This window comes from Microbulbifer aestuariivivens (genome assembly GCF_039545115.1).
GTDB classification, from domain to species: Bacteria; Pseudomonadota; Gammaproteobacteria; order Pseudomonadales; family Cellvibrionaceae; genus Microbulbifer; species Microbulbifer aestuariivivens.
The window spans coordinates 171,827-193,020 of sequence record NZ_BAABRT010000004.1 but is presented as its reverse complement, the minus strand read 5'-3'; the positions used below and the strand labels follow the sequence as shown (position 1 = coordinate 193,020).

Annotated in this window: 20 protein-coding genes; 13 read left to right on the top strand and 7 right to left on the bottom strand. The window is 63.2% G+C overall.

Annotated features, from left to right (window positions below; translation table 11 throughout):
- Window positions 1-56 precede the first annotated feature (56 nt).
- Together ABEA58_RS04030 and ABEA58_RS04025 are read right to left on the bottom strand one after the other, a co-directional pair.
- Window positions 57-887, bottom strand: a complete 831-nt coding sequence (locus ABEA58_RS04030) for a DUF3014 domain-containing protein (protein ID WP_345549087.1) — start codon at window positions 885-887, stop codon at window positions 57-59.
- A gap of 469 nt (window positions 888-1,356) precedes the next feature.
- The gene (locus tag ABEA58_RS04025) at window positions 1,357-2,250 is read right to left on the bottom strand and encodes a universal stress protein (RefSeq protein ID WP_345549085.1); all 894 of its coding nucleotides are present in this window, start codon (window positions 2,248-2,250) and stop codon (window positions 1,357-1,359) included.
- A 767-nt stretch (window positions 2,251-3,017) separates the two neighbouring features.
- On the opposite strand from ABEA58_RS04025, the gene ABEA58_RS04020 reads away from it, so the two are divergent.
- Window positions 3,018-4,445 carry an alanine/glycine:cation symporter family protein gene (locus tag ABEA58_RS04020; protein WP_345549084.1) on the top strand — a complete coding sequence of 476 codons (1,428 nt, stop codon included), beginning with the start codon at window positions 3,018-3,020 and terminating at the stop codon, window positions 4,443-4,445.
- 146 nt (window positions 4,446-4,591) lie between these two features.
- Here the strand turns inward: ABEA58_RS04020 and ABEA58_RS04015 are convergent, their stop codons facing one another.
- Window positions 4,592-5,332: a L,D-transpeptidase family protein gene (locus ABEA58_RS04015; protein WP_345549082.1), complete on the bottom strand. Its 741-nt coding sequence runs from the start codon at window positions 5,330-5,332 to the stop codon at window positions 4,592-4,594.
- 459 nt (window positions 5,333-5,791) lie between these two features.
- Here ABEA58_RS04015 and ABEA58_RS04010 point away from each other — a divergent pair, with 459 nt between their 5' ends.
- From ABEA58_RS04010 to ABEA58_RS03965, 10 genes are all read left to right on the top strand, one after another.
- On the top strand, window positions 5,792-5,971 hold the full coding sequence (locus ABEA58_RS04010; RefSeq protein ID WP_345549080.1) for a hypothetical protein: 180 nt from the start codon (window positions 5,792-5,794) through the stop codon (window positions 5,969-5,971).
- A 627-nt stretch (window positions 5,972-6,598) separates the two neighbouring features.
- Window positions 6,599-7,492, top strand: a complete 894-nt coding sequence (locus ABEA58_RS04005; protein ID WP_345549078.1) for a hypothetical protein — start codon at window positions 6,599-6,601, stop codon at window positions 7,490-7,492.
- Between the two features lie 33 nt (window positions 7,493-7,525).
- Complete coding sequence (locus ABEA58_RS04000) at window positions 7,526-8,176, top strand: MBL fold metallo-hydrolase (RefSeq protein ID WP_345549077.1); 651 nt, start codon at window positions 7,526-7,528, stop codon at window positions 8,174-8,176.
- 4 nt (window positions 8,177-8,180) lie between these two features.
- Window positions 8,181-8,777: a DUF2799 domain-containing protein gene (locus tag ABEA58_RS03995; protein WP_345549076.1), complete on the top strand. Its 597-nt coding sequence runs from the start codon at window positions 8,181-8,183 to the stop codon at window positions 8,775-8,777.
- Window positions 8,778-8,804: 27 nt separating this feature from the next.
- Window positions 8,805-9,230, top strand: a complete 426-nt coding sequence (locus ABEA58_RS03990) for a hotdog fold thioesterase (protein WP_345549074.1) — start codon at window positions 8,805-8,807, stop codon at window positions 9,228-9,230.
- 7 nt (window positions 9,231-9,237) lie between these two features.
- Window positions 9,238-9,945, top strand: a complete 708-nt coding sequence (locus ABEA58_RS03985) for a M48 family metallopeptidase (protein WP_345549072.1) — start codon at window positions 9,238-9,240, stop codon at window positions 9,943-9,945.
- Between the two features lie 75 nt (window positions 9,946-10,020).
- Complete coding sequence (gene rlmD, locus ABEA58_RS03980) at window positions 10,021-11,430, top strand: 23S rRNA (uracil(1939)-C(5))-methyltransferase RlmD (protein WP_345549071.1); 1,410 nt, start codon at window positions 10,021-10,023, stop codon at window positions 11,428-11,430.
- Window positions 11,431-11,500: 70 nt separating this feature from the next.
- On the top strand, window positions 11,501-11,869 hold the full coding sequence (locus ABEA58_RS03975; RefSeq protein ID WP_345549069.1) for a DUF2750 domain-containing protein: 369 nt from the start codon (window positions 11,501-11,503) through the stop codon (window positions 11,867-11,869).
- A gap of 250 nt (window positions 11,870-12,119) precedes the next feature.
- Entirely contained in the window at window positions 12,120-12,491 is a 372-nt protein-coding gene (locus tag ABEA58_RS03970; RefSeq protein ID WP_345549067.1) for a VOC family protein, read from the top strand.
- Window positions 12,492-12,509: 18 nt separating this feature from the next.
- On the top strand, window positions 12,510-13,439 hold the full coding sequence (locus tag ABEA58_RS03965; RefSeq protein ID WP_345549065.1) for an SDR family oxidoreductase: 930 nt from the start codon (window positions 12,510-12,512) through the stop codon (window positions 13,437-13,439).
- 55 nt (window positions 13,440-13,494) lie between these two features.
- Here the strand turns inward: ABEA58_RS03965 and mnmH are convergent, their stop codons facing one another.
- A complete protein-coding gene (mnmH, locus tag ABEA58_RS03960) occupies window positions 13,495-14,601 on the bottom strand; it encodes a tRNA 2-selenouridine(34) synthase MnmH (protein WP_345549063.1) in 1,107 nt (368 codons plus the stop codon).
- Window positions 14,602-14,687: 86 nt separating this feature from the next.
- Between mnmH and ABEA58_RS03955 the strand changes: the two genes are divergently transcribed.
- Window positions 14,688-16,682, top strand: a complete 1,995-nt coding sequence (locus ABEA58_RS03955; RefSeq protein WP_345549061.1) for an SLC13 family permease — start codon at window positions 14,688-14,690, stop codon at window positions 16,680-16,682.
- A gap of 65 nt (window positions 16,683-16,747) precedes the next feature.
- Here ABEA58_RS03955 and ABEA58_RS03950 read toward each other — a convergent pair whose 3' ends face one another.
- Complete coding sequence (locus tag ABEA58_RS03950; protein ID WP_345549059.1) at window positions 16,748-17,194, bottom strand: CBS domain-containing protein; 447 nt, start codon at window positions 17,192-17,194, stop codon at window positions 16,748-16,750.
- A 626-nt stretch (window positions 17,195-17,820) separates the two neighbouring features.
- Here ABEA58_RS03950 and ABEA58_RS03945 point away from each other — a divergent pair.
- Window positions 17,821-18,303: a hypothetical protein gene (locus ABEA58_RS03945; RefSeq protein ID WP_345549057.1), complete on the top strand. Its 483-nt coding sequence runs from the start codon at window positions 17,821-17,823 to the stop codon at window positions 18,301-18,303.
- A 686-nt stretch (window positions 18,304-18,989) separates the two neighbouring features.
- Here the strand turns inward: ABEA58_RS03945 and cobB are convergent.
- Window positions 18,990-19,694, bottom strand: a complete 705-nt coding sequence (cobB, locus tag ABEA58_RS03940) for a Sir2 family NAD+-dependent deacetylase (RefSeq protein ID WP_345549055.1) — start codon at window positions 19,692-19,694, stop codon at window positions 18,990-18,992.
- A 63-nt stretch (window positions 19,695-19,757) separates the two neighbouring features.
- Entirely contained in the window at window positions 19,758-21,065 is a 1,308-nt protein-coding gene (locus tag ABEA58_RS03935) for an NAD(P)/FAD-dependent oxidoreductase (RefSeq protein WP_345549053.1), read from the bottom strand.
- Between the last annotated feature and the right edge of the window lie 129 nt (window positions 21,066-21,194).

The window sequence follows — 21,194 nt, the reverse complement described above, 5'->3', positions numbered from 1 at the left end:
CTTCTGTTCCTTCTAATCTTTCAATCGCGCCTATTCTTATTACCCGCTCTATCGCATTAAGGGTTTTGCTTCGGCATGGCTTCGAGCGCTGCTTTCAGTGCACGAAGTTTTTCCTTAACCCGCGCCGCGTTTTCCGGCCCGATGCGAATCATCAGTTTGTGTACTCCGGGCAGTTTTTCCAGTTGCGGGTCGGCGAACTTGTAGTAGACCGATGGCCGCACCAGCTGGATCGGCTGCTCGGCTTGCGGTGCCGCCAGCGCCACATCGATGGCTTTGAGAAATACCTGCTGGAAGGTTTTGTCGCCCATGCCCAGTTCACCGAAAGCCTGCGACAGGCGCGGGTACCAGAAGCGATAGAGCTGGATGGCGGTGTCGGTGTCCGCCATGGCGAATAGCCGCACCGGCGCGTCGTAGCGCTGGTAATTCTCCTCCGACAGCTGCATGCCGGTGGCTCCCGCCTCTTTGATGATCAGCTCCTCCGGCGGGCTGTTGTAGGGGCGGTTTTTCGCCATCATTTCGCCACCGGCTGCGGCGGTGACCGCGGCGACCCATTTGCGCACTACCTCGTCGGGGACGATCCAGCGGCCCAGTGCGCCATCGGGAGCCAGGCTCAACAGGTCTGCCCGGGCGGCGGCATCGCTCTGATTCAGGGGCGGCAGTGGCCGCTGGGGTTCCGGTGCCGGTGCGGGTGCGGGCGCTGCCGTTTGCGGTTCGGGTTCAGGCTCCAGAGTCACTTCTGGCGCGGGTTCCGGCTGCGGTTCGGCCGCTGGTGGCGGCGCTGGGGCAGGTGCGGGCGAGCCGCGAAGAAAAAAATAGGCGCCGGCCGCAATGGCGGCGACGATGATCAGGCCCAGAATCCAGCCCCTGCTCGATTGCTGTTCAGACATTCCCGTCTCCTTGTGCCTTCTTATTCGCGCAATTTGTTCGCGCGATTTCCTGCTAGCGCAATACGATCCGTTGCGATGCCAATGCTTTAACCATAGCTTGGTGTAAAGCTGTGCCAGGCGTCAGTGTATTTAGACTGTTCGCCAGCGCATGGTTCCCGGAAGCGCAATCAAGCCGGAGTTTTTTCGATAAAGGCCGCAGGTGCAACGGGCCGTGGTCGGTAAGTGGCGGGAATGCGAACCCTCGGGCTTCGCTGATACGGTGTTGCTGGGCGGAATTGAGGGGGGGATGTTGAGGGGGCGATGTTGGGAGAGCGATATTGGGGGCGCAGTGTTGGAGGAGCGGTGTTGAGGGAGCGGTGTTGAGGGCGCGGAATTGCAGGGCGGGGCAAACTCGCGGGCCAGCAAAAGCGCGGTTAAACCGCGCTCCGCTGGGTGTTGCCGCCGGCCTGCGCCTGAGGGCGGTATGGCCTCAGGGCGCCTCTGCGGCCTCAGCCTCGGCTGGCTGCGCCACCATCGCCTCCTTGCCGCTGGTGTTGGTGAAGCCGTTGCACACCATCACATCCAGCTCCAGTCCACCGATCACGCGCTCGGCGGTATTGCCGCGCAGGATGGAGCCGGTCTCACCGTACTGGTTCAGGGTGCCCATCACCACCAGGTCCGCATCGATTTCCTTGGCCACGGCGGAAACCACTTCGTTGGTGTAGCCGCGCTTCACATGAATGCGGTCGGTGGGCACGCCGGTCTTGTCCGCCAGCTTGGCCAGCGCGCCGCGATCCGGGTAAAGCATGGAATCCAGATAGGCATTCACCAGGTGCAGCTCGGCCCCGTAGCAGGCGGCAATATAGCGGGCCCGCTCGGTGATCTGGCGGTTGAGCTGACGATGGCGATCGGTCTTGGCCTGGTAGTTCACGGTGGCCAGCACCACCTTGCGCTGGTCCTTGGCGCCGGGGCGGATCAGTACCACCGGGCAGCGGGCCTGCTTCAGTACATGCCATTTGGACTCGGCGAAGGTGAAGCGGCGGCTGGTCTTGGCGTGCACCGGCAGGTAGATCATTTCCGCATTGCAGCGGCGGGATTCCTGAATGATGGCGCCCTGCCAGTCGCTGGACCAGCACACCTGGATGTCGCACTGCAGGCCCGCGTCGGCGATGGGCTGGCGAATCTGCTCGCGGAACCAGGATTCGTCACGGAACAGGTGGTCGTTCACGGCGCGGGTGTCCACCGCCTCGCCATCGACGGCGACAAACACCAGCAGGCGCGGCTGCGGGTCGCGCAGCTTGGCGATAGTCAGGGCGCGCTCGAGTGCGACGTGACGCTCATCGTTGGGATCTACGACGACGAAGATGGTGGGTTGCTGTTGCATGCTTCCTCCTGATGACAGCGGCACTGATGAAAAAATCGCCGGCTGATAGTGCAACGGATAGCGGCACCCCGGCCTGCGCGCACCAGTATACCTGTGGTGTGTGACAGTTTGGCGTCCATTATGCCGGTCTTGCGGGTGACGTCCATGAGGGAAATCAACGACACCGCATTCCCCGGCAACACAGTGCAAGCGTGCAGGGTGTGGACGGCAGCGTGCGCGGCTGCCCCCTGTGCCGGGGCGCAGGTGCGAGGCGCGGGTGCAGGGTATCGGTGCCGGGGTGGGAAGCCGTGAAGATAGGCCGCCGGCTAATGGCTGGGGGAATGAGGGCGTGGGGTAATGACAGCGGCAGATACGCACCAAGCATCGGCTGCGCATAACCCATAAAAAGTGAAGGCCAGGTGCCGCATTGCGGCAGCTTTGCCCCGCATTGGCGGCCTCAAATTTGCCTTGGTTCGCATTCGCGGTTTTTCTGTGCTGAGCCGCTGGCACACACGGTGGTTGGTAGTGCGCGTTCCGCGGTGAAAGTTTGCCGAGAGTGCGCGGCGGCAGGACCGTTATTTCAACAGATCCATGAAGGTGCTCCTTTGTAAAAGCCCTACAGTGAAAATCCCGTTGCGAAAGTGCGCTGGTGAAAGCGGTGAAAGGGCGCAGTAAACGGTAATTGCAAAAATATCCCTGCCAGTGTGCGGCGCCGTGTCGCTGCGTTTTGACAAGCTCAAGCCCCGCTTCATAGACTGGCCGCCCTGAAAACAGCCGACCCAAGTTCCATGACAATATTGCAATCCATCGAGGCGGCCCTGGCCGCGTTCGTTACCTTTGTCTGGGGACCCCCGCTGCTGGTGCTGCTGGTGGGCGGTGGTCTCTATCTGCTGATCGTCTCGCGCGCGCGTCCCTATCGCCATCTGGGGCACAGCATCGATCTGTTGTTGGGCCGGTATGACGATGCCCATGATCCCGGGCAGGTGTCCCACCGCCAGGCGCTGTCCACGGCGCTGTCGGGCACCCTCGGTCTGGGCAATATCGCCGGTGTCGCCATCGCCATCAGCACCGGCGGTCCCGGGGCCATTTTCTGGATGTGGGTGACCGCACTGGTGGGAGTGGCCACCAAGTTTTACACCGCCACCCTGTCGGTGATGTATCGGGGCCGCGATGCCGACGGTGAGCTGCAGGGCGGGCCCATGTATGTGATTCGCGAGGGATTGGGGCGGCGCTGGATGCCCCTGGCCATCCTGTTTGCCATCGCCGGGCTTTGCGGCATGTTGCCGTTGTTCCAATCCAATCAGACCGTGCAGCTGTTGCGGGAATCCTTTGCCGAGCCCTGGGGTATGGTCGGCGCCGATGGCTCCCTGCTGTTCGATGTTGCGGTGGGGCTGGTGCTGGCGATTGCGGCACTGCTGGTGATCGCCGGTCGCATCCAGCGCATCGGCAAGTTTGCCGAGCGCATCGTGCCGGCCATGGTGCTTTTCTACCTGGCGCTGACGCTGATTGTGATCGGCAGCTTCTGGCAAGAGGTGCCCGCCGCCTTCGCGCTGATCTTTACCGATGCCTTCAGTGGCCAGGCGGCGGCCGGCGGTGCACTGGGCGCGGTGATCGCCACGGGTATCAGTCGCGGGGCGTTTTCCAACGAGGCGGGAATCGGCACCGAGTCCCTCGCTCACGGCGCCGCCAAGACCCGCGAACCCGTTCGCGAGGGGGTGGTGGCGATGCTGGGGCCGATCATCGATACGCTGTTGATCTGCACCTGTACCGCGCTGGTGATCCTGCTCGCCGGGGACTGGCAGCACGGCGGCGGGATAGAGGGGGTTTCCCTGACCGCGGCGGCGTTTGCGCAGGTATTCGGTAGCTGGGGGCCGCTGCTGCTGTTGCTGATGGTATTGCCTCTGGCGTTCAGCACCATGGTCACCTTCTGGTATTACGGCGTGAAGTGCTTTGTGTTCCTGTTTGGCAGCCGCTGGCAGAGCGTGTACACGGCGTTCTATCTGGGCCTGATCGTGATTGGCGCGGTGGCCTCGCTGGCAGCCGTGAACAGCATCATTATCGGCATGTACGCCATCATGGCGATTCCCACCATGGTTTCGACACTGCTGCTGGCGCAGCGCGTTAATCGCGCCGCCCACGATTATTTTTGTGCGCTGGCGGGGCAGACAGTACCGAAGCGCCAGGGTGGGTTGAATAGGCGCGGGGAGAAGACCTGAACCCTTTTGCGCGGTCTGCTGCCGGCACTGGCAAGAGAAATCCGGATTTAGAAACCGGAACAGTAAAGCATCCGAAAAAAGTAAAAGGGCCGCAGTTCGCTGCGGCCCTTTGTTTTTCTCGTTTACTGTTCACAAGCGGGCGGCGCTTACGGCACGATGCTCACCTTGGTCCCAACCGGCGCATGGGCAAAGAAAGTTTTCGCCATATGCCAGGGCAGGCGGATGCAGCCGTGCGAGGCGGGGTAGCCGGGTACATAGCCGGCGTGCATGCTCACGGGACCGTTGACCCGCATCATGTAATCCATGGCGGCGCCACGAAAAACAGAGCCGGCGGGGCGGCGGTCGCGGCGTACATCCACGTTGCTGCGCAGCACGTGGCCGTTGCGGCTTACGTAGTGGCCGTAGAGGTTGGAGCGGTGATTGATCTTCTTTTCGGAAATACGGAAAGTTCCGGCAGGAGTGCGGTGGCCGGGCTTGCCGGTGGACACCGGGGACACACCGGCAAGGCGCCCGCCTTTGTAGAAATACGCCATCTGTTCACTGAGATCGATCTTGATATGCGGCGTGCCACCGGTCACATCATGTCGCCACCAGGACTTGTTGGTGAATCGCATCGCGTCTCTCTGCTGCTGCGGCGAGGCGCCCGGCGCGCTACTGCGATAGCCCTGGGCATTATTACGATAGCCCTGAGCATTATTACGATAGCCTTGGGCGTTACTGCGGTAGCCCTGAGCATTGTTGCGATAGTATTCGCGCACCCAGTCGGGAGGATTGTTGGGATCGCGGTAATCCCGCGCCTCCGCCACCGGGGTGATCTGGGTCATGCCGCCGACAAACAGCAGCGCGACCAGTGACGATCGAATCAGCAGTGAAACATGGCTTTGCATTGCGTACCTCTCTTTTGCAAGCTTCAGCAAGTTGCCAGCCCGATATGTCCACCTGCTGGCGGGCGCAGGGAAATGCACCGCGGCAAGCGGTTGGCGGACAGTCGGGTATTCCCCAGCGCAGCGGTCCGATGTTTCCCGGCTTGGCTGCAAAATGGGCACACAGCGGCGATTACCGCAGCGAGTGGCCTGAAGGCTAAAGTGGAGGGATGCGCCTTTTTACATCGTTTCGATCTGAGGCCAGTGACTCATAGAGCAAATGAATCGGTTGTAGAGGCGTGATTATGTTCTCACTCCTGGGCACAGGAGCGGTCACGGATTTCCGACGGAAAGCCCCGCGGGTGCGGGGAGAAAAACTTTTGCGTGGCCATGCTTTGTATTTCCTCCCGGCTCCCTCTGGGTTACCGTTCCATTCTCGCGGAGAAGCAAAATGATCGCGGAAAGCAAAATGGAAAATTCGAGATGAGTACACACAAACGCTGGCTGCTGGTACTGATGTGTCTGCTGGGCGCCATTTCCTGTTACATCTATGGTTTGCCGCAAGGCAGCGGGGTCTTTCTGGCGCTGGGGATGCTGTTTGAGGCGGGTTTCTGGGTCGGGGCCAGTCGCCGCCGGCGTGAAAGCGGCGAGCAGGCGGAGTAGTGGCCGGGGTGCTTCTGGCGTACCGGTTTAGCCGCACCGCTTCTTACCCGCACTGATATGGCCGCACCGCTTTAGCCAAACCAGCTTGACCACAGCCAGTGCCGGGGTAAACGCAGGGGCAGTGTTCAAGTCTCAAGTCCCAAGTCCCAAGTCCCAAGTTTCGAGTTTCGAGTCGTGCGGGCGACTCCAAAACTGCCCGGTAAGAGCGGTGCTGAACAGGCAGGGGAAAGCGGTAGAAAAATGCCGGATAAACCGCCTGTGATCCCCTTCCGCTGGTCTTATCTACATCTACATCTACATCTACATCTACATCTACATCTACATCTACATCTACATCTACATCTGCACCTGTCCCGGGCAATCCGCCAGTCAGGCCTGGCGATTTCTGCCCTCAGCGGGGTTGCGCGCCACGGCCCCTGCCGAGACTCGGCATACGGCCGGGCATATGGCAGGTATAGGCGGGTTATATTGGCCCTTTCTTTGCAAAGCCCCGGGCAAGTGGTAGCTTTGACCGATTCAGCGATGCCCACTACCAACGAATAAGACGATGCCTGCCCGGGCCTGATGCGTATAGGCGCAGCAAAGATGGAGCGGGGCGTCGCAAGCAAAAAAAATCAGGGGCGGATCATGGCGGACATCATTATTCTGGCGGCACCGGGCATGGGGGCGGTGGACAGCGAATTTGCCGCGCCGGTTTTCGCGGCCCTGCGCGAGGGGCTGGGCGAGGACTGGTCGCGGGTCTACTGCGACACGCTGGTGTGCCAGGAGCATCTGCAGCCCAATATCGAGCGCATCTTCGAGGGCATGCAGAAGCGCGATATGGAATACCTGCGCGCGCGCAAGTTCATGCTCTACGGCATGGCCGAGACCGCCGCGCAGCTCAGCGATATCCAGCAGCACGGCGGCAACTACGAGAAAAGTCAGGAGGCGATCTACCGCACTCTGGAGCGGGTGGCCAAAAAAGCGGGGGAGAACACCCCGATTGTGCTGATCAGCCACTCGGTCAGTTGCGTGAGCCTGTCCAATTATCTGTGGGATGCCCAGCGTCCCTCGATCAGTCACGGCATCTGGCGCGATGGTGGTCCCGGCGGTGTGCACAAGGGTTCTGCCATGGACCTGTTCCTGCGTCTGAAGACCCTCAGCAGCTGGTACACCCTGGGCCCGACCAATCCCCTCTGGTGCGCCGGCCTGCCGCGGGACAAGGTGCAGGCGGTGATCTCGGAAACCCGTGGCTACCGCTTCCGCTGGAAGAACTTCTACCATCCGGACGACCTGTTCGGCTGGCCCCTCAAGCCCCTGAGTCCCTCCTACAATCAGGCGGTTTACCGCGACTACGAGACGGTGCCCCTCACCGACTGGCGCTCTGCCAGCAGTGGCCCGCAACTGGGCGCGCACGGCGACTACTGGCACTCGCCGCTGGTGCAGAAAATGCTGCTGGCGGACGTGCGCGAGCTGCTCGCCACGCAGGGGCGGCAGCGAGCCGCAACGGCGGGGCGAACTCGCGGCGCGGCCACGGTATAATCCCGCCCACACTTTCTTGGCTGCGGATTATTCATGGCACTGCAATTTCACACCGTACCGGTCACGCCCTTTCAGCAGAACTGTACCCTTCTGTGGTGCGACCTCAGCCAGCGCGCGGCGGTGGTGGACCCGGGCGGCGACCTCGAGCGCATCCTGGCGGCGGTGGCGGAGCGCGGCTTGAAGCTGGAGAAAATCCTGCTGACCCACGGACACCTGGATCATGTGGGGGGCACCGCGGCTCTGATGGCACAGCAACAGCTGCCGGTTGAGGGGCCCCATCGCGAGGACGCCTTCTGGATCGAACAACTGCCCATGCAGGCGCAGACGTTCGGTTTTCCCGCTGTCGAGACTTTCACTCCGGACCGCTGGCTGCAGCAGGGCGATACCGTCACGGTTGGCGAGGAAGTGCTGGAGGTCCACCACTGCCCCGGCCACACCCCCGGGCACGTTATCTTTTTCCATGGCCCGAGCAAGCTGGCGCTGGTGGGCGATGTGCTGTTCGCCGGCTCCATCGGCCGCACCGATTTCCCCAAGGGCGATTACGATACCCTGATCCGCTCCATTACCGAAAAGCTCTGGCCGCTGGGGGACGATGTGCGCTTTATTCCCGGCCACGGCCCCATGTCCACCTTCGGTCAGGAGCGGCAGAGCAATCCGTTTGTGGCCGACAAGCGTTTCGGCTGAGCCCTTGCGCCCGCTTCGCAGAATCCTCACCCGCAGGCTGGGCTGGCTTGCGCTAATTCTGGCCGTGCTGTTCAGCGGTGGCTGCGCGGTGATTTCCGCAGACCAGTGCCGCGCCGGCCTCTGGTACGAGCGCGGCCTCGAGGACGGTGCCCGCGGCCGCAGTCAGGCGCTGATTTACGAGATTGCCCAGCAGTGCCAGCGGCACGGGGTGCGCGTGGACAGTGCGGCCTGGCTGCGCGGCCACGAGATGGGCGTCGAGCAGTTCTGCACCCCGGAAAACGGCTACTACCTCGGCCGTCGCGGCCACAGCTACGAGGGGGTCTGCACCGGCCCAACCGCCGACCTCTTTATGGGCGAGTACCAGCGCGGGCTCGCCCACTTCCAGGTGGCGCAGCGCTACCGGCAGCTGCGCGAGCGCCAGGATTATCTGGTCTCCGAGCTGACGGTTCTGCGCGCGGCGATCCACGCAGAGGACGACGAATCCCGCCTGCAGGAATTGCACCTGCGCCGGCGCGCCCTGGTGCGCGAATTGCGCCTGCTGGACCTGGAGCGGCTGCGCTTCAGCGACAGCGGTTTTGATCTGTTTTTTCCGGGGCCCTAGGGCCCGCTTTTGATGGGGAAGTCACCAATGAGTATCTGGCACGGCCAGCCCACGCTGGAGCAGCTGAACGAGATTCTACAGGGCTGTATGCCCGGTCACCTGGATATGCGTTTCACCGAACTGGGCGACGATTACCTGGTGGGCACCATGCCGGTGGATGCCCGCACCCGCCAGCCGTTTGGCGTTCTGCATGGGGGTGCCAGTGTGGTACTGGCGGAGACCCTCGGCTCCATGGCCGCCAACCTGGTGGTGGATCGCTCCAGCTATTACTGCGTGGGGCAGGAGGTGAACGCCAACCACCTGCGGCCGGTCGCGGACGGAGAGGTGACCGGTGTTGCCCGCGCCGTGCATCTGGGCCGCACCAGCCAGGTGTGGGAAATGCGCATCACCGCGCCGGACGGCAAGCTGAGCTGTATCTCGCGCCTCACCATGGCGATAGTCGCCCACGGGTGAGCGCCTGATGAGCAGTGCGGCGGATTTTGTCTACGAGGACATTGCCTACACCCTGGTGCGCTCGCCCCGGCGCAAGCGCGTCGGCCTGGTGATGGCGCGCCACGGCATCGAGGTGCGCATCCCCCAGCGCTGCGCCGAGGTGCACGGCCATCGCTTCCTGCAGGACAACATAGAGTGGGTGCGCGCCCAGCTGTCGCGGGCCAGGTCCCGCGCCGCCGAGGTGCCGAAACATCGCTATCAGTGGGGCGAGACCTTTCCCTGGCTTGGGCGCCGCCTGGTTCTGCAGCGCGCCGAACGGGCGGCGGATGCGGGTATCGATCACAGCGAAATCCGCCTGTACACCCGCGAGCGGATGCCCGAGCCGGCGCGGCTGCAGGCGGCGCTGCAGAAACTCTACCAGCGCGAGGCGCTGGCGCTGTTGACGGAAAAATCTGAGAGGCTGGCCGCGCGGCTGGGCCTGCGGCCGGCGGCGGTGCGGGTGCGGCGCACCCGCAGCAAGTGGGGACACTGCACCCTGCGCGGAGAGCTGCAGTACAACTGGCTGGTGTGCCTGGCGCCGGAGCCGGTGGTGGATTACTTGGTGACCCACGAGGTCTGCCATATGCGTCATCACAATCACAGCCGCGACTTCTGGCAGCTGGTGGAACAGTTCTGTCCCGACTGCAAAACCCTGCGCCGCTGGCTGCGGGAAAACGGCCACCGCCTGGTGCTCTGATTAGCTGCAACACCTTATTTAAGCTGCAGCGCCTGACTCCAGGCTTGTTGCGCCTCACCTGAAAAGACGACACCGATGGCGAAAAAACCCAGATTCTTTAAGCCCACCGCAGCCAGGGCCAAGCGGCCGCTGCCGGGTAAACCGCTGGAGGCGGATATCCTGAATTTCAGCCACGACCTGCGCGGTGTCGCCCGGGTCGAGGAGCGGCCGGTGTTTATCGATGGCGCGCTGCCGGGAGAGCGGGTGCGCTTTAGCTACAGTGAGCGCCGCGCGCGCTTTGACGAGGGGCGGCTGCTTGAGGTGATCGAGGCCGCCGATACACGCTGCGCCCCGCGCTGCGCGCATAGCGACACCTGCGGAGGCTGCGCGCTGCAGCATCTGCAGCCGGCGGCGCAGATCGCCGAGAAGGCGCAGATGCTGCTCGACCAGTTGTCCCGCATCGGCGCGGTGGCGGTGCCGGAAGTGCTGCCGCCGCTGGTCGGGGAGGAATTTGGTTACCGCCGCAAGGCGCGCATCGGTATTCGCCTGCAGGGACCAAAGCGGGGTGCAACGCGGGGGGCAAAGCCGGGTGCGAACACCGGCAGCGCCTCGACCCCGGTAATCGGTTTTCGCGCCAAGGCTTCCAACGAGCTGGTGGATATCCGCGAGTGCCCCGTTCTGCCCCCGGCGGTGGCGGATCAGATTCCCGCCCTGCGGGCGCTGGTGGCGGAGAGCGAGGGGCGGGCCCATTTCACCCATTTGGAAGTGGCGGTGGGTGAGGATGCCGCCGCCCTGGTGCTGCGCCATACGCAGCCGCTGGACGCGGCCGACCGGCAGCGCTGGCTCAGTTTTGCCGCCGACACCGGGCTGCACCTGTATCTGCAGCCGGGGGAGGCCGCCAGCGCGCAGCGGGTCTGGCCCGCCAGTGGTGTTGAGCGCCTCGAATACCGGCTGCCGCAGTTCGATCTGACCCTGCGCTTTCACCCGCTGGACTTTGTGCAGGTGAACTTTGCCGTAAACCGGCAGATGGTGGCGCGCGCCGTGGCGCTGCTGGACCCGCAGCCGCAGGAGCGGGTGCTGGATCTGTTCTGCGGTCTGGGCAATTTCACCCTGCCGCTGGCCCGGCGCGCCGCGCAGGTGGTGGGCGTCGAGGGCGAGGGCGCGCTCACCGCCCGCGCGGAGGAGAACGCCGCCGCCAACGGCATCGACAATGTCCGCTTCGTGACCGCCGATCTCAGCGTCGATATGCGCCGCCACCGGTGGGCGGAGGGCGGGTTTCACAAGGTACTGCTGGACCCGCCGCGCGCCGGCGCCATCGAGGTGCTGCCACAGCTGGCCAGGCTGCGGCCACAGCGCATTGTCTATATCTCCTGCAATCCCTCCACACTGGCGCGGGATGCCGGCGAGTTGGCGCAGCTGGGCTACCGGCTGCGCAGTGCCGGGGTGATGGATATGTTTCCGCACACCGCGCACGTGGAATCCATCGCCGTATTCGAGCCCGCCTGAGCGCGCCGGGCTTTTTGGTGCAGCCGATAAACTGGCGTAAACTGCCGTGAACCCCCGAGGTACTGGAAACATGCAAGTCGAACCGTTGAGCGATGATTTCGAGGAAAACTGCGCGCGCTTTTTGCCGGAGAGTGCGGATCAGGGCTGCGTCTGGGCCCTGGAGGGGGAGGAGGGCTTCGCCCTGTGCGAGTCGGAGAAATATCCCGACACCGAGGTGATGCCCTTCTGGTCCCAGCGCGAGTTCGCCGAGCAGCAGGTGGAGGGCGAATGGCAGGGTTACCAGGTGGTGGCCGTGGACCTGGAGGAATTTATGGACGACTGGCTCACCGGTATGCACGATGATGTGATTCTGGTGGGCATCAACTGGAATGCCGAGCTTGAGGGGGTGGAGATGGAACCGCTCGACCTGCTCGAACAGCTGGAGCGGGAGCTGCAGTAACCCCAGGCACTCTGCGATTGGCTCTGCAACCCGGCGCAAGCGAGCGGTGGCAACCGTGTGACGATCCTTCACTCACGCTGTCCAATGCGCAGATGCCCGCCCTGTGACTCCGGCGAGCGAGTTCAGGGCTCATGAATTCAGGGCCCTTGAGGAGAGCGCGGCGCCCGGTGACAGAGAAGAGAAAGGAAAAGAATAAACACAAGGGAAACGGATAAAGAGAAAAGTAACCAAGGTTACAAGGAGCCTAAGGATGGGACAGTTTCTCGGATTGCGCAGCGTGATTTATGGTGTCGGTGACCTGACCCGGGCCCGGGACTGGTATCAGCAGTTGCTGGAAGTGGAGCCCTATTTCAATCAGGACAACTACGTGGGCTTTAACGTGGGGGGATTTGAGCTGGGGCTCAACCCCGATGCCCGCAGTGTGACCAGCCGCGCCGATGGCGTCATCGCCTACTGGGGAGTCAGTGATATGGCCGCCCAGGTGGAGCGTATCAACGCCCTCGGCGCCCGCCAGCACAGCGAGATCACCGATGTGGGCGGTGGCGTGCTGATGAGTTCCTTTCTGGACCCCGATGGCAACCTTTTCGGTCTGATCCAGAACCCCCACTTCTGTGTCGAGTAGCCCCCAGGAGATTTACCCTTGAGCAAGCCGCCGGCTTCCCGGTTCCGCCCCTCAGATAATACCTTCGCCGCTGAAAGCCTGGCCCAGATCGGCCGTGGCTATGTTGTGCCGGACCGGGTGGCGCTGGTCACCGGCTGTTCCAGCGGCATCGGCCGCGAGCTGGCGCTGGCGCTGCACCGCCGCGGCACCATCGTCATCGCCACCGCGCGGCGCCCCGAGAGCCTGCAGGAGCTGGCGGACCTGGGCATCGCCACCGAGGCGCTGGACGTCAATTCCCAGGCCGACATCAACCGGGTTGTGCACGCCCTCAAGGCCGCCTACGGCCGCCTGGACATACTGATCAATAATGCCGGTTTCGGTCAGATGGGACCGCTGCTGGAGCTGGACACGCGGGCACTGGAGGAGCAGTTCCGCACCAATGTGTTCGCGCCCATGGCCCTGACCCGCGCCTGCGCGCCGCTGATGCGCTCCGCCCGGCGCGGCGTGGTGTGCAATATCGGCTCCGTGTCCGGCGTGCTGCCGACGCCGTTTTCCGGTGCCTACTGCGCTTCCAAGGCGGCGCTGCACACCCTGTCGGACGTGCTGCGCCTGGAACTGAAACCCTTCGGCATCCGCGTGATGACGGTGCAGCCGGGCGCTATTGCCTCGGAGTTCGGTCGCCATGCGCAGGTTTCCCTGCGCGGGCTGTTGGCGCCGGATTCCTGGTACAAGAAGCAGGAGGAGGTGGTGCGGGCGCGGGCGCTGGAATCGCAGCAGAACGCCACCCTCGCCAGTACCCTGGCGCGCAAGGTGGTGAAGGAACTGCTGCGCAAGCGGCCGCCGGTGATACTGCGGGTGGGCAATCGCAGCGGCCTGCTGCCGTGGATGGCGCGCTGGCTGCCGCTGGGCCTGCGGGACTGGATTCTGTCGCGGCGCTTCCGCCTGCGCCGCGCCGCTCTCAAATCCTGAGTTTTTTCTCTATATCCCTATTTCTATTTCTCTCTCTATCGGACGGGCGCCGGATTCAGGCCGGTGCCTGGTTCCCGCCGTTCTCCGCAATCCACTGGCCGACCTCCTGCAGCGAGCCGCTGAACAAGATGGCGCTGTCGCGCTTTTCCATCAGGTGGTCGTACATACCGTCGTAGTAATCCGTCAGCAGCGCCATCACCACCGGGATATAGGCGTCGGCGCTGCCACTGCGGGCCAGTTCCCGGTTGGCATTTTGCAGCGCGTCATCCAGCTGCTGATAGCGCAGGCCGCCGAGGCGCTTTTTCAGGCGCGCGAGGCTGTCGCGCAGGGTGCGACCCAGGGCCTCGGCGGGAAGCTCCTCGCCACCCGCGAAGCGCGGCAGCGCCTCGTGCACATAATCGGCCACGATGCGCCGCGCCCGGTCTTCCACCGGCTCCCGCACCAGCACTCTCGGCGCCGCCTGCATGGCCTCCTGCAGCACTGGCGGCAGGGCGCAGCGGCCGATGAGGCGGCTCTCGTCCTCCACAAACACCCGCCCGGGCGCCTGTGCCAGCTTGAGCATATCCACCGCGATGCGGTTTTCGAAATCGATCTGCGCGGGCTGCTGGCGGCCGGTGCCGCCGAAGCTGGAGCCGCGGTGGTGGGCGATGCCCTCGAGGTCCACGGCGCGAGGCGCGCGGTGGATCAGCTCGGTTTTGCCGCTGCCGGTATGCCCGGAAATCACCACCAGCGGCAGGCCGGCGCAGCTCTCGTCCAAAACCTGCAGCAGGAAGTTGCGCAGGGCCTTGTAACCCCCTTCCACCAGCGGATAGTCGATGCCGGATTCGCGCAGCAGCTCCTGGCTGGTGCGGGAGCGCAAGCCGCCGCGGAAGCAGTAGAGGCAGCCCTCGGGGTGGCGCTCGGTGAATGCGCGCCAGCTGGCGAGTCGCTGCGCTCGCACCTCGTCGGTGGCGAGCCGCCAGCCCAGGTCGATGGCCGCCTCCTGGCCGCGGCGCTTGTATTCGGTGCCCACCAGTTCGCGCTGGCGATCGTCCAGCAGGGGCAGGTTGGTGGACGCGGGAAAAGCGCCCTTGCCGAATTCCACCGGCGCACGCACGTCCATCAGCGGCGTGTCATCGAGGAACAGCTGTCGGTATTGAGCGGGGGAAATGTTCTGGCGCAAATCAAGTCTCCGTAAATCCGGGGCGCAGTGTAACCTGAATAGACGGTTGCCTCCGACCGTTTAACGCCGCCGCTATAGTGCTCCGCATGACGCTGGACCAGATCACGATTCTCTCCATACTCGCCGCCACGATCGTCCTGTTTATCTGGGGCTCCTGGCGGCACGATGTGGTGGCGCTGGCCTCCCTGCTGGCCTGTGTCTTTGTCGGCCTGATTCCGCCGTCCCATGCCTTCGATGGCTTTGGTCACCCGGCGGTGGTCACCGTGGCCTGCGTGCTGATCCTGAGCCGCGGCCTGCAGAGCACCGGCGCCATGGATGCCTTTGCCCAGCGCATGATCCCCAAGAGCGGCAGCACCACCCTGGCGATTGGCGCCATCACCGCGGTGGGCGCGCTGATGTCCAGTTTTATGAACAATGTGGGCGCCATGGCCCTGCTGATGCCGGTGGCCTCGGGGTTGGCGGAGAAACATCACCTGCCGCCGGGCAAGGTCCTGATGCCGCTGTCTTTCGGCACCATTCTCGGCGGCATGACCACACTGATCGGCACCCCCCCCAACCTGATCGTGTCGAGTTTCCGCGCCAGTGCCGGCGCCGGCAGTTACGGCATGTTTGATTTCACCCCGGTGGGTCTCGGCGTGGCGATAGTGGGCATCCTGTTCGTGTGCCTGATCGGCTGGCGGCTGGTGCCCGAGCGCACCCAGGCGGGGGCCGCCACCTTCGACACCGGCACCTACCTGACCGAAGCCCTGGTGCCGGAAAAGAGCCCGGTCGCCGGCAAAACCCTGTGGGAAATCGCCCGCATGCTGGAAGACGAGGACGCACAGGTGGTGGGGGTTGTGCGCGACGATGGGCGGGTATCGCCCGCCAGGCCCCGCCACCGGGTACGGGTCGGCGACATACTGGTGATCGAGGCGGAGCCGGAGTCACTGGCGGCGGCGATCAGCCATCTGGGCCTGAAACTGGAAGGCGAGCCCGCAGAAGCCGAGGAGCCCGACGGGCCGGGCGAAGAGAGCAAAGCGCTGGCGGAAGGGCGGCCAGGGACGGCAAAGCGCGATCGTGGACGCCGGGATGAGAGCGGGGGCGCCGGTGACGGGGCTGGCCACCAGGACGGCGGTGGCGCAAAAGGGGAGAGCGATGGCGATGACGGCGACAAGCTGGCAGGAGGCGAAAGCAGAAAGGAAGGCAAAAAAGAGCGTGAGAAAGAGCGGGACAAGGAGCGCGGCGAGGACCTGCGACTGCGCGAGCTGGTGGTCATGCCCGACTCCGACCTGGTGGGGCGCACTATCCAGTTTCTGCGCCTGCCGGCGCATTACGAGATCAACCTGCTGGCGCTGTCGCGGCAGGGGCGACGCTCGGTGCGGCGGCTGCGCTCCACCCCGCTGCTGGCCGGCGATGCCCTGTTGATGATGGGCACCGATGACAACCTCAATACCTTCGCCAGCGAGAAAGGCTGTGTGCCGCTGGCACAGCGCGACATCGCCATTCCCAACAAGGAGAAAGCGGCGATCGCCCTTGTGACCATGGCGCTGGCGGTGGCCGGTGCCGCCTTCGGCCTGCTGCCCGCGGCCATATCCTTTGCCACCTGTGTGCTGGCCTATATGGCGTTGAAAGTGGTGTCGCTGCGCAATGTGTACGAATCCATCGATGGCTCGGTGATCGTGCTGCTGGGGGCGCTGATCGCGGTGGCCGGGGTGATGGAAAGCTCCGGCGCGGCGGATCTGGTTTCGCGCTGGATGCTGAGCGCCATCGCCGGGGGCGACCCGGTCATCGCACTGGTGACCCTGCTGGTTGTGACCATGACCCTGTCGGACTTTATGAACAATGCCGCCACCGCAGCGGTGATGTGCTCCATCGCCCTCAGCGCATCGGCGCAACTGGGGGTGAACCCGGACAGCTTCCTGATGGCGGTGGCCATCGGCGCCTCCTGCGCCTTTCTGACACCGGTGGGCCATCAGAACAACACCCTGATTCTGGGCCCCGGTGGATTTCACTTTGGCGATTACTGGCGCCTGGGGCTGCCGCTGGAGATCATGGTGGTGGCGGTCAGCGTGCCCTTGCTGCTGTGGGTCTGGCCGCTGTAGCTCTGGCCACTGTAGCTCTGGCCGCGCTGGCTGTCGCTGTGAGATGGCACGCTTACATGGTCTGCTCAGGCGATGGAGTCGTCCAGCGGCTGGGTCACCTGAACGAGATAGTGCGCGCAGAAGCGCAGCATATCGGTCACCGTCACAATACCTGCCAGTTCGCCCTCGCGCATTACCAGTACCGAACCGATCCCGGCATCGGCCATGGCCAGCAATATCCTGTCCAGCGGGTCGTGGAGATCGGCGATATAGGGGCGGCGGGCGCACAGGTCGTGCACGTACAGTTGCTGCTCTTCAAGGCGGTGGCCGGGGGCGTGGGCGCGCTCGATATCGCCGCGGGAAATTACCGTTTCCAGGTCGCCGTCGCGGGTGACCGGCAGGTGGTGCACCTTGTGCTGCGCCATCAATTGCAGCGCCTCCTCCACCTTGGCGTTGATATCGATGTGATAGGGGAAGGGCGTCATCACTGTCGCCAGTGTCGGCATCTGGTGGATATCCTGTCTATTTTTCATAGGGTTTTGCGGCCATTTATCCAATTGCGCGGCCCGTATAGCTTAGGCCGGCAACGAAAAGAGTCCAAAAGGTGTCTATAGTTGGCGCGGATATATTATCCCGCGGCCGGTTATCGCATATTTCAGTGGTAAAAGTACTGTACTAGCAAGCGCGGCGCTTGATATTTATCACCGAACACTTATCATCTGCCGCCCCAGCCTACGGCGCGGGGACGCCCGCGAGCGCGTGAGTATCCATTAAACTAGGGTTTTTAACCCCGGGGCGCGTTCGAGCGGTGTTTTATGCCTGACCGGCAGTTATTTGAAGCCTCTATTATCTGAAGTGTTTATTAAGCGTTTGCTATTTCAGGCGTCTATATTTAGTGCGATTTAGTGCGCCTTGGCGTGTCTGGTACATCGTGTATCGGCAGATTACGTATTTGTGCGTGTATTACCGATATGGGCAGTCAGATAGCGGTTCAGATAACGATATGGGAATTCTCCCTGTGCCGGTAAGCAATATTGTCGGTAAATAAAAATAGCGAAAGTGCAATCGAGAAACGGACGTGGTTTGCGATTCGAATTTGGGTTCGTATTGCCCGCAGCCGGTTTTTTCCTATTACAGCAACACTCACTGAGGTCCTTAGATGTTTCAGGATTACAACAAGATTGAGCAGCAGATTGCCGAGCACCAGGCAAAAATAGAAGAACTGCAGGAGCAAATGGCCCTTGCGGAGCGCAAGAAAGAGGGCGTTATCGCTTTCGATAAGGCGCTGGTTAATATTGCCGCCGAGTACCAGATGGACGAAGAGGAACTGTACGTCGCCCGCGGCGAGCAGATCGTTGAATGGCTGGTAAGTCAGCTGAGCGACGAGGATGCCCCGGACTACGTCAACACCCTCAAGGCCCGGGTCGCCCGTTCACTCAAGAAAGGTGGTGATACCCCCCGCCGTGGCCGCGGCGCCGCAGCCAAGAGTAAGGGCAAGGGCAGCGAGCCCAAGCTGGAGACCGGTCACTACCGCAACCCCTATACCGGTGCGACGATCGAGAAGAAAAAGCGCAACCCCAAGCCGCTGAATCAGTGGGTTGAGGAGCACGGGCTGGATATCGTGCAAAGCTGGAAGATCTGACCCCCTGATCGCGGCACCTGAGTGGCGGCGGCATGCTTCAACGCTGTCGTCACCACTCTCGTGACCGCTGTGTTGCGGCTGTCATCGCTGTGACCGTCACGGTGGCCGCCACGGTATTCACCGCGGCGGTTGTCATCGGCAGTTTTCAGCTGGGCCAGTCAGCAGAGGTAGTCAGCAGAGGTAGTCAGCAGAGGTAGTCAGCAGAGGTAGTCATCAGGGCTAGTCATCAGGGCTAGCCAGCAGGGGTAGTTACCGAGTATTGACTGCCCGGCACTGACACTCCAGTACCGGCGCTGCAGCACCGACCGCTTTCTATGACCTTCAGGTCGGAGCCGGCTTGCGCCATCGCGGTTATTTTCAATCCCCTTTTAGTCTCCCCGCGATTTTCCCCGCGATTTTCCCCGCGATTTTACCCGTATTTCTCTCCGCGATTCCCCCCGCAATTCCCCCGTGGTTTTTCCGCCGTTCGTATTTTTATTTCTTTGCTGATTTTCCTCGCTGTTTTTCCTTGCCTAATCAGCGACGCGGCCTCGCTTGCTGTTTAGCCGATTTCCTTAGCGTAATAAAGCGGCTTTTCGGTCCTGTCCAACTGGGTGGCTGCCGGGGAAATTTTCCCGGCGCGAGAAAGGCCAGAGGAGACGAGAAGCGGCGAGAAAAGAAAAAATAAGAATAAGTGCCCGCGTGGATCAGCCTAATAATTCGCGCACATAGTCCGCGACCACCAGCGAGGCATTGCCCTGGCGGTGTTCGGCGAAGGCATCGCCGACGCTGCTGCGCTCGAGATTCAGCTCCACCGTGTGGGCGCCGGCCATATTGGCGCACTCGACAAAACCCGCCGCCGGATAGACATTGCCCGAGGTGCCGATGCTGATAAACAGATCGCAGCGGCTCAGGGCGTCGTAGATGCGCTCCATCTGCAATGGCATCTCGCCAAACCAGACCACATGCGGACGCAGGTTGCCGGGTGCGCCACAACAGTCGCACGGAATGTCGGTGCTCAGGTCGCCATCGACGGGGTAGAGCTTGCCGCTGGCCTGGCAGCGGGCCTTGCGCAGTTCACCGTGCATATGGATCAGCTTGTGGCTGCCGGCCCGTTCGTGCAGGTCGTCGATATTCTGCGTCACCAGCAGAAATTCCCCGGGGAATTTCCGCTCCAGTTCCGCCAGCGCCACATGGGCGGCGTTGGGGGCCACGGCAGCGGAGAGCAGCTGGCGCCGGCGGGCATTGTAGAAGCGCTGCACCAGCTCCGGGTCGCGAATGAACGCTGCCGGTGTGGCAACATCCTCCAGGCGATGGTTTTCCCAAAGTCCGTCTCCGCCGCGAAAGGTGCGGATGCCGGACTCGGCGGAAATTCCCGCCCCGGTGAGCACCACGATTCGCTGATAGTTCATGCCCGTCTTGGCCTCCCCGTAGGTAGTGTTATTGGTTTAGCGCATTGGGTTAATGCCATTGGCTCAGTGCAATTTCATGCGCGGTTTGACGAAGCGGTTGGCCTGGCCCACCACGTAGATCAGCATCGCCTTGGCCCAGCCGTGTACCGCCGCCAAATGCATCCGGTACAGGGAGCGGTAGGCGACGCCGGCGAGGCGCCCCTCGACGGTCAGGCTGCCCTTGACCAGCGCACCCATAAGGTTGCCGATGGCGGTGTACTTGCTCAGGGAGACCAGAGAGCCGTGGTCGCGGTAGCGGAAGGCTTGCAGCGGCCGCCCTTCGATCTGCGCAATCAGGTTGTGCTCGGCAACACCCGCCATCTGCTGGGCCGCCTGTGCCCGTGGCGGCACCCGCTGCCCGGCGGAATCGACACAGCCGGCGCAATCGCCGAGGGCAAAAATCTTGCCGTCGCTGACAGACTGCAGCTGGGTGTTGACCTTGATCTGGTTGATGCGGTTGGTGGTCAGGCCATCCAGCCCGCGGAGAAACTCTGGAGCCTTGACTCCGGCCGCCCACAAGCGGATGGCCGCGGGGATTTTGTCGCCGGCGGCGGTGACAAATCCCTCATCGCTGGCTTCCTTCACCGCGCAGCCGGTCATTACCCGCACACCCATGCGGGTGAGTTCCCGCTGTGCGTTGTTGCCGAGCCGCGCTGGCAGTGCCGGCAGCAGGTGGGCGCCCGCTTCGATCAAGGTCACTTGCAAAGCGTTTGGGGGAATATGGCCATAGCGCGCCATTTGCCCGCTAGCTTCCACCAGCTCCGCCGCCAGCTCCACACCGGTGGCGCCGCCGCCGACGATGGCCACGTCGATGGTTGCTGCGGTGTGGGTTTGCAGCTGCAGGAATCGGTCCAGCAGCTGCTGGTGAAAGCGCTGCGCCTGTTGCGTGCTGTCGAGGAACACGCAGTGCTCGCGTACGCCGGGGGTGTTGAAGTCATTGCTGTGGCTGCCCAGTGCGATCACCAGTTGGTCATAGGGCAGTTCCCGCGCCGGCACCAGTTGGCGGCCGTCGGCGTCCTCGACCGGAGCCAGTTCAATCACCTGCCGCTGGCGGTCGAGTTTCTGCAGGTGGCCCAGTTCGAAGCGGAAACCATTTTTGCGCGCGTGCACATGGTAGTTGAGGGCGTCGAGGCCAGAGTCCAGCGAGCCGGTGGCCACCTGGTGTAGCAGTGGCTTCCAGATATGCGTGCGGTTGCGGTCGACCAGGGTCACCCGGACATCGGGCGCAGTACGCCGCCGGCGCAGGATGGACTTGCCAGTGAAATAGTGGCCGAGCCGGGTTGCCAGCTGCAGGCCGCCGGCACCACCGCCGACGATAACGATATGTTGCATAGGAGGTCTTCCTGTCGGTTTATGAAAACTCGACTCCCCACTCTGTGAAGACCCATCGAAGAGAACGCCGTGGCCGTTGCTGCCGGCTCTTATGGTTGGCGCTGTTGGCCACAGTATCCCGATTGTGGC

What these genes read in the sequence shown, in the direction of transcription:
- ABEA58_RS04030 (WP_345549087.1), bottom strand. Translation starts at nt 887, where the DNA reads ATGTCTGAACAGCAATCGAGCAGGGGCTGGATTCTGGGCCTGATCATC.
- ABEA58_RS04025 (WP_345549085.1), bottom strand. Translation starts at nt 2,250, where the DNA reads ATGCAACAGCAACCCACCATCTTCGTCGTCGTAGATCCCAACGATGAG.
- ABEA58_RS04020 (WP_345549084.1), top strand. Translation starts at nt 3,018, where the DNA reads ATGACAATATTGCAATCCATCGAGGCGGCCCTGGCCGCGTTCGTTACC.
- ABEA58_RS04015 (WP_345549082.1), bottom strand. Translation starts at nt 5,332, where the DNA reads ATGCAAAGCCATGTTTCACTGCTGATTCGATCGTCACTGGTCGCGCTG.
- ABEA58_RS04010 (WP_345549080.1), top strand. Translation starts at nt 5,792, where the DNA reads ATGAGTACACACAAACGCTGGCTGCTGGTACTGATGTGTCTGCTGGGC.
- ABEA58_RS04005 (WP_345549078.1), top strand. Translation starts at nt 6,599, where the DNA reads ATGGCGGACATCATTATTCTGGCGGCACCGGGCATGGGGGCGGTGGAC.
- ABEA58_RS04000 (WP_345549077.1), top strand. Translation starts at nt 7,526, where the DNA reads ATGGCACTGCAATTTCACACCGTACCGGTCACGCCCTTTCAGCAGAAC.
- ABEA58_RS03990 (WP_345549074.1), top strand. Translation starts at nt 8,805, where the DNA reads ATGAGTATCTGGCACGGCCAGCCCACGCTGGAGCAGCTGAACGAGATT.
- ABEA58_RS03985 (WP_345549072.1), top strand. Translation starts at nt 9,238, where the DNA reads ATGAGCAGTGCGGCGGATTTTGTCTACGAGGACATTGCCTACACCCTG.
- rlmD (WP_345549071.1), top strand. Translation starts at nt 10,021, where the DNA reads ATGGCGAAAAAACCCAGATTCTTTAAGCCCACCGCAGCCAGGGCCAAG.
- ABEA58_RS03975 (WP_345549069.1), top strand. Translation starts at nt 11,501, where the DNA reads ATGCAAGTCGAACCGTTGAGCGATGATTTCGAGGAAAACTGCGCGCGC.
- ABEA58_RS03970 (WP_345549067.1), top strand. Translation starts at nt 12,120, where the DNA reads ATGGGACAGTTTCTCGGATTGCGCAGCGTGATTTATGGTGTCGGTGAC.
- ABEA58_RS03955 (WP_345549061.1), top strand. Translation starts at nt 14,688, where the DNA reads ATGACGCTGGACCAGATCACGATTCTCTCCATACTCGCCGCCACGATC.
- ABEA58_RS03950 (WP_345549059.1), bottom strand. Translation starts at nt 17,194, where the DNA reads ATGAAAAATAGACAGGATATCCACCAGATGCCGACACTGGCGACAGTG.
- ABEA58_RS03945 (WP_345549057.1), top strand. Translation starts at nt 17,821, where the DNA reads ATGTTTCAGGATTACAACAAGATTGAGCAGCAGATTGCCGAGCACCAG.
- cobB (WP_345549055.1), bottom strand. Translation starts at nt 19,694, where the DNA reads ATGAACTATCAGCGAATCGTGGTGCTCACCGGGGCGGGAATTTCCGCC.
- ABEA58_RS03935 (WP_345549053.1), bottom strand. Translation starts at nt 21,065, where the DNA reads ATGCAACATATCGTTATCGTCGGCGGTGGTGCCGGCGGCCTGCAGCTG.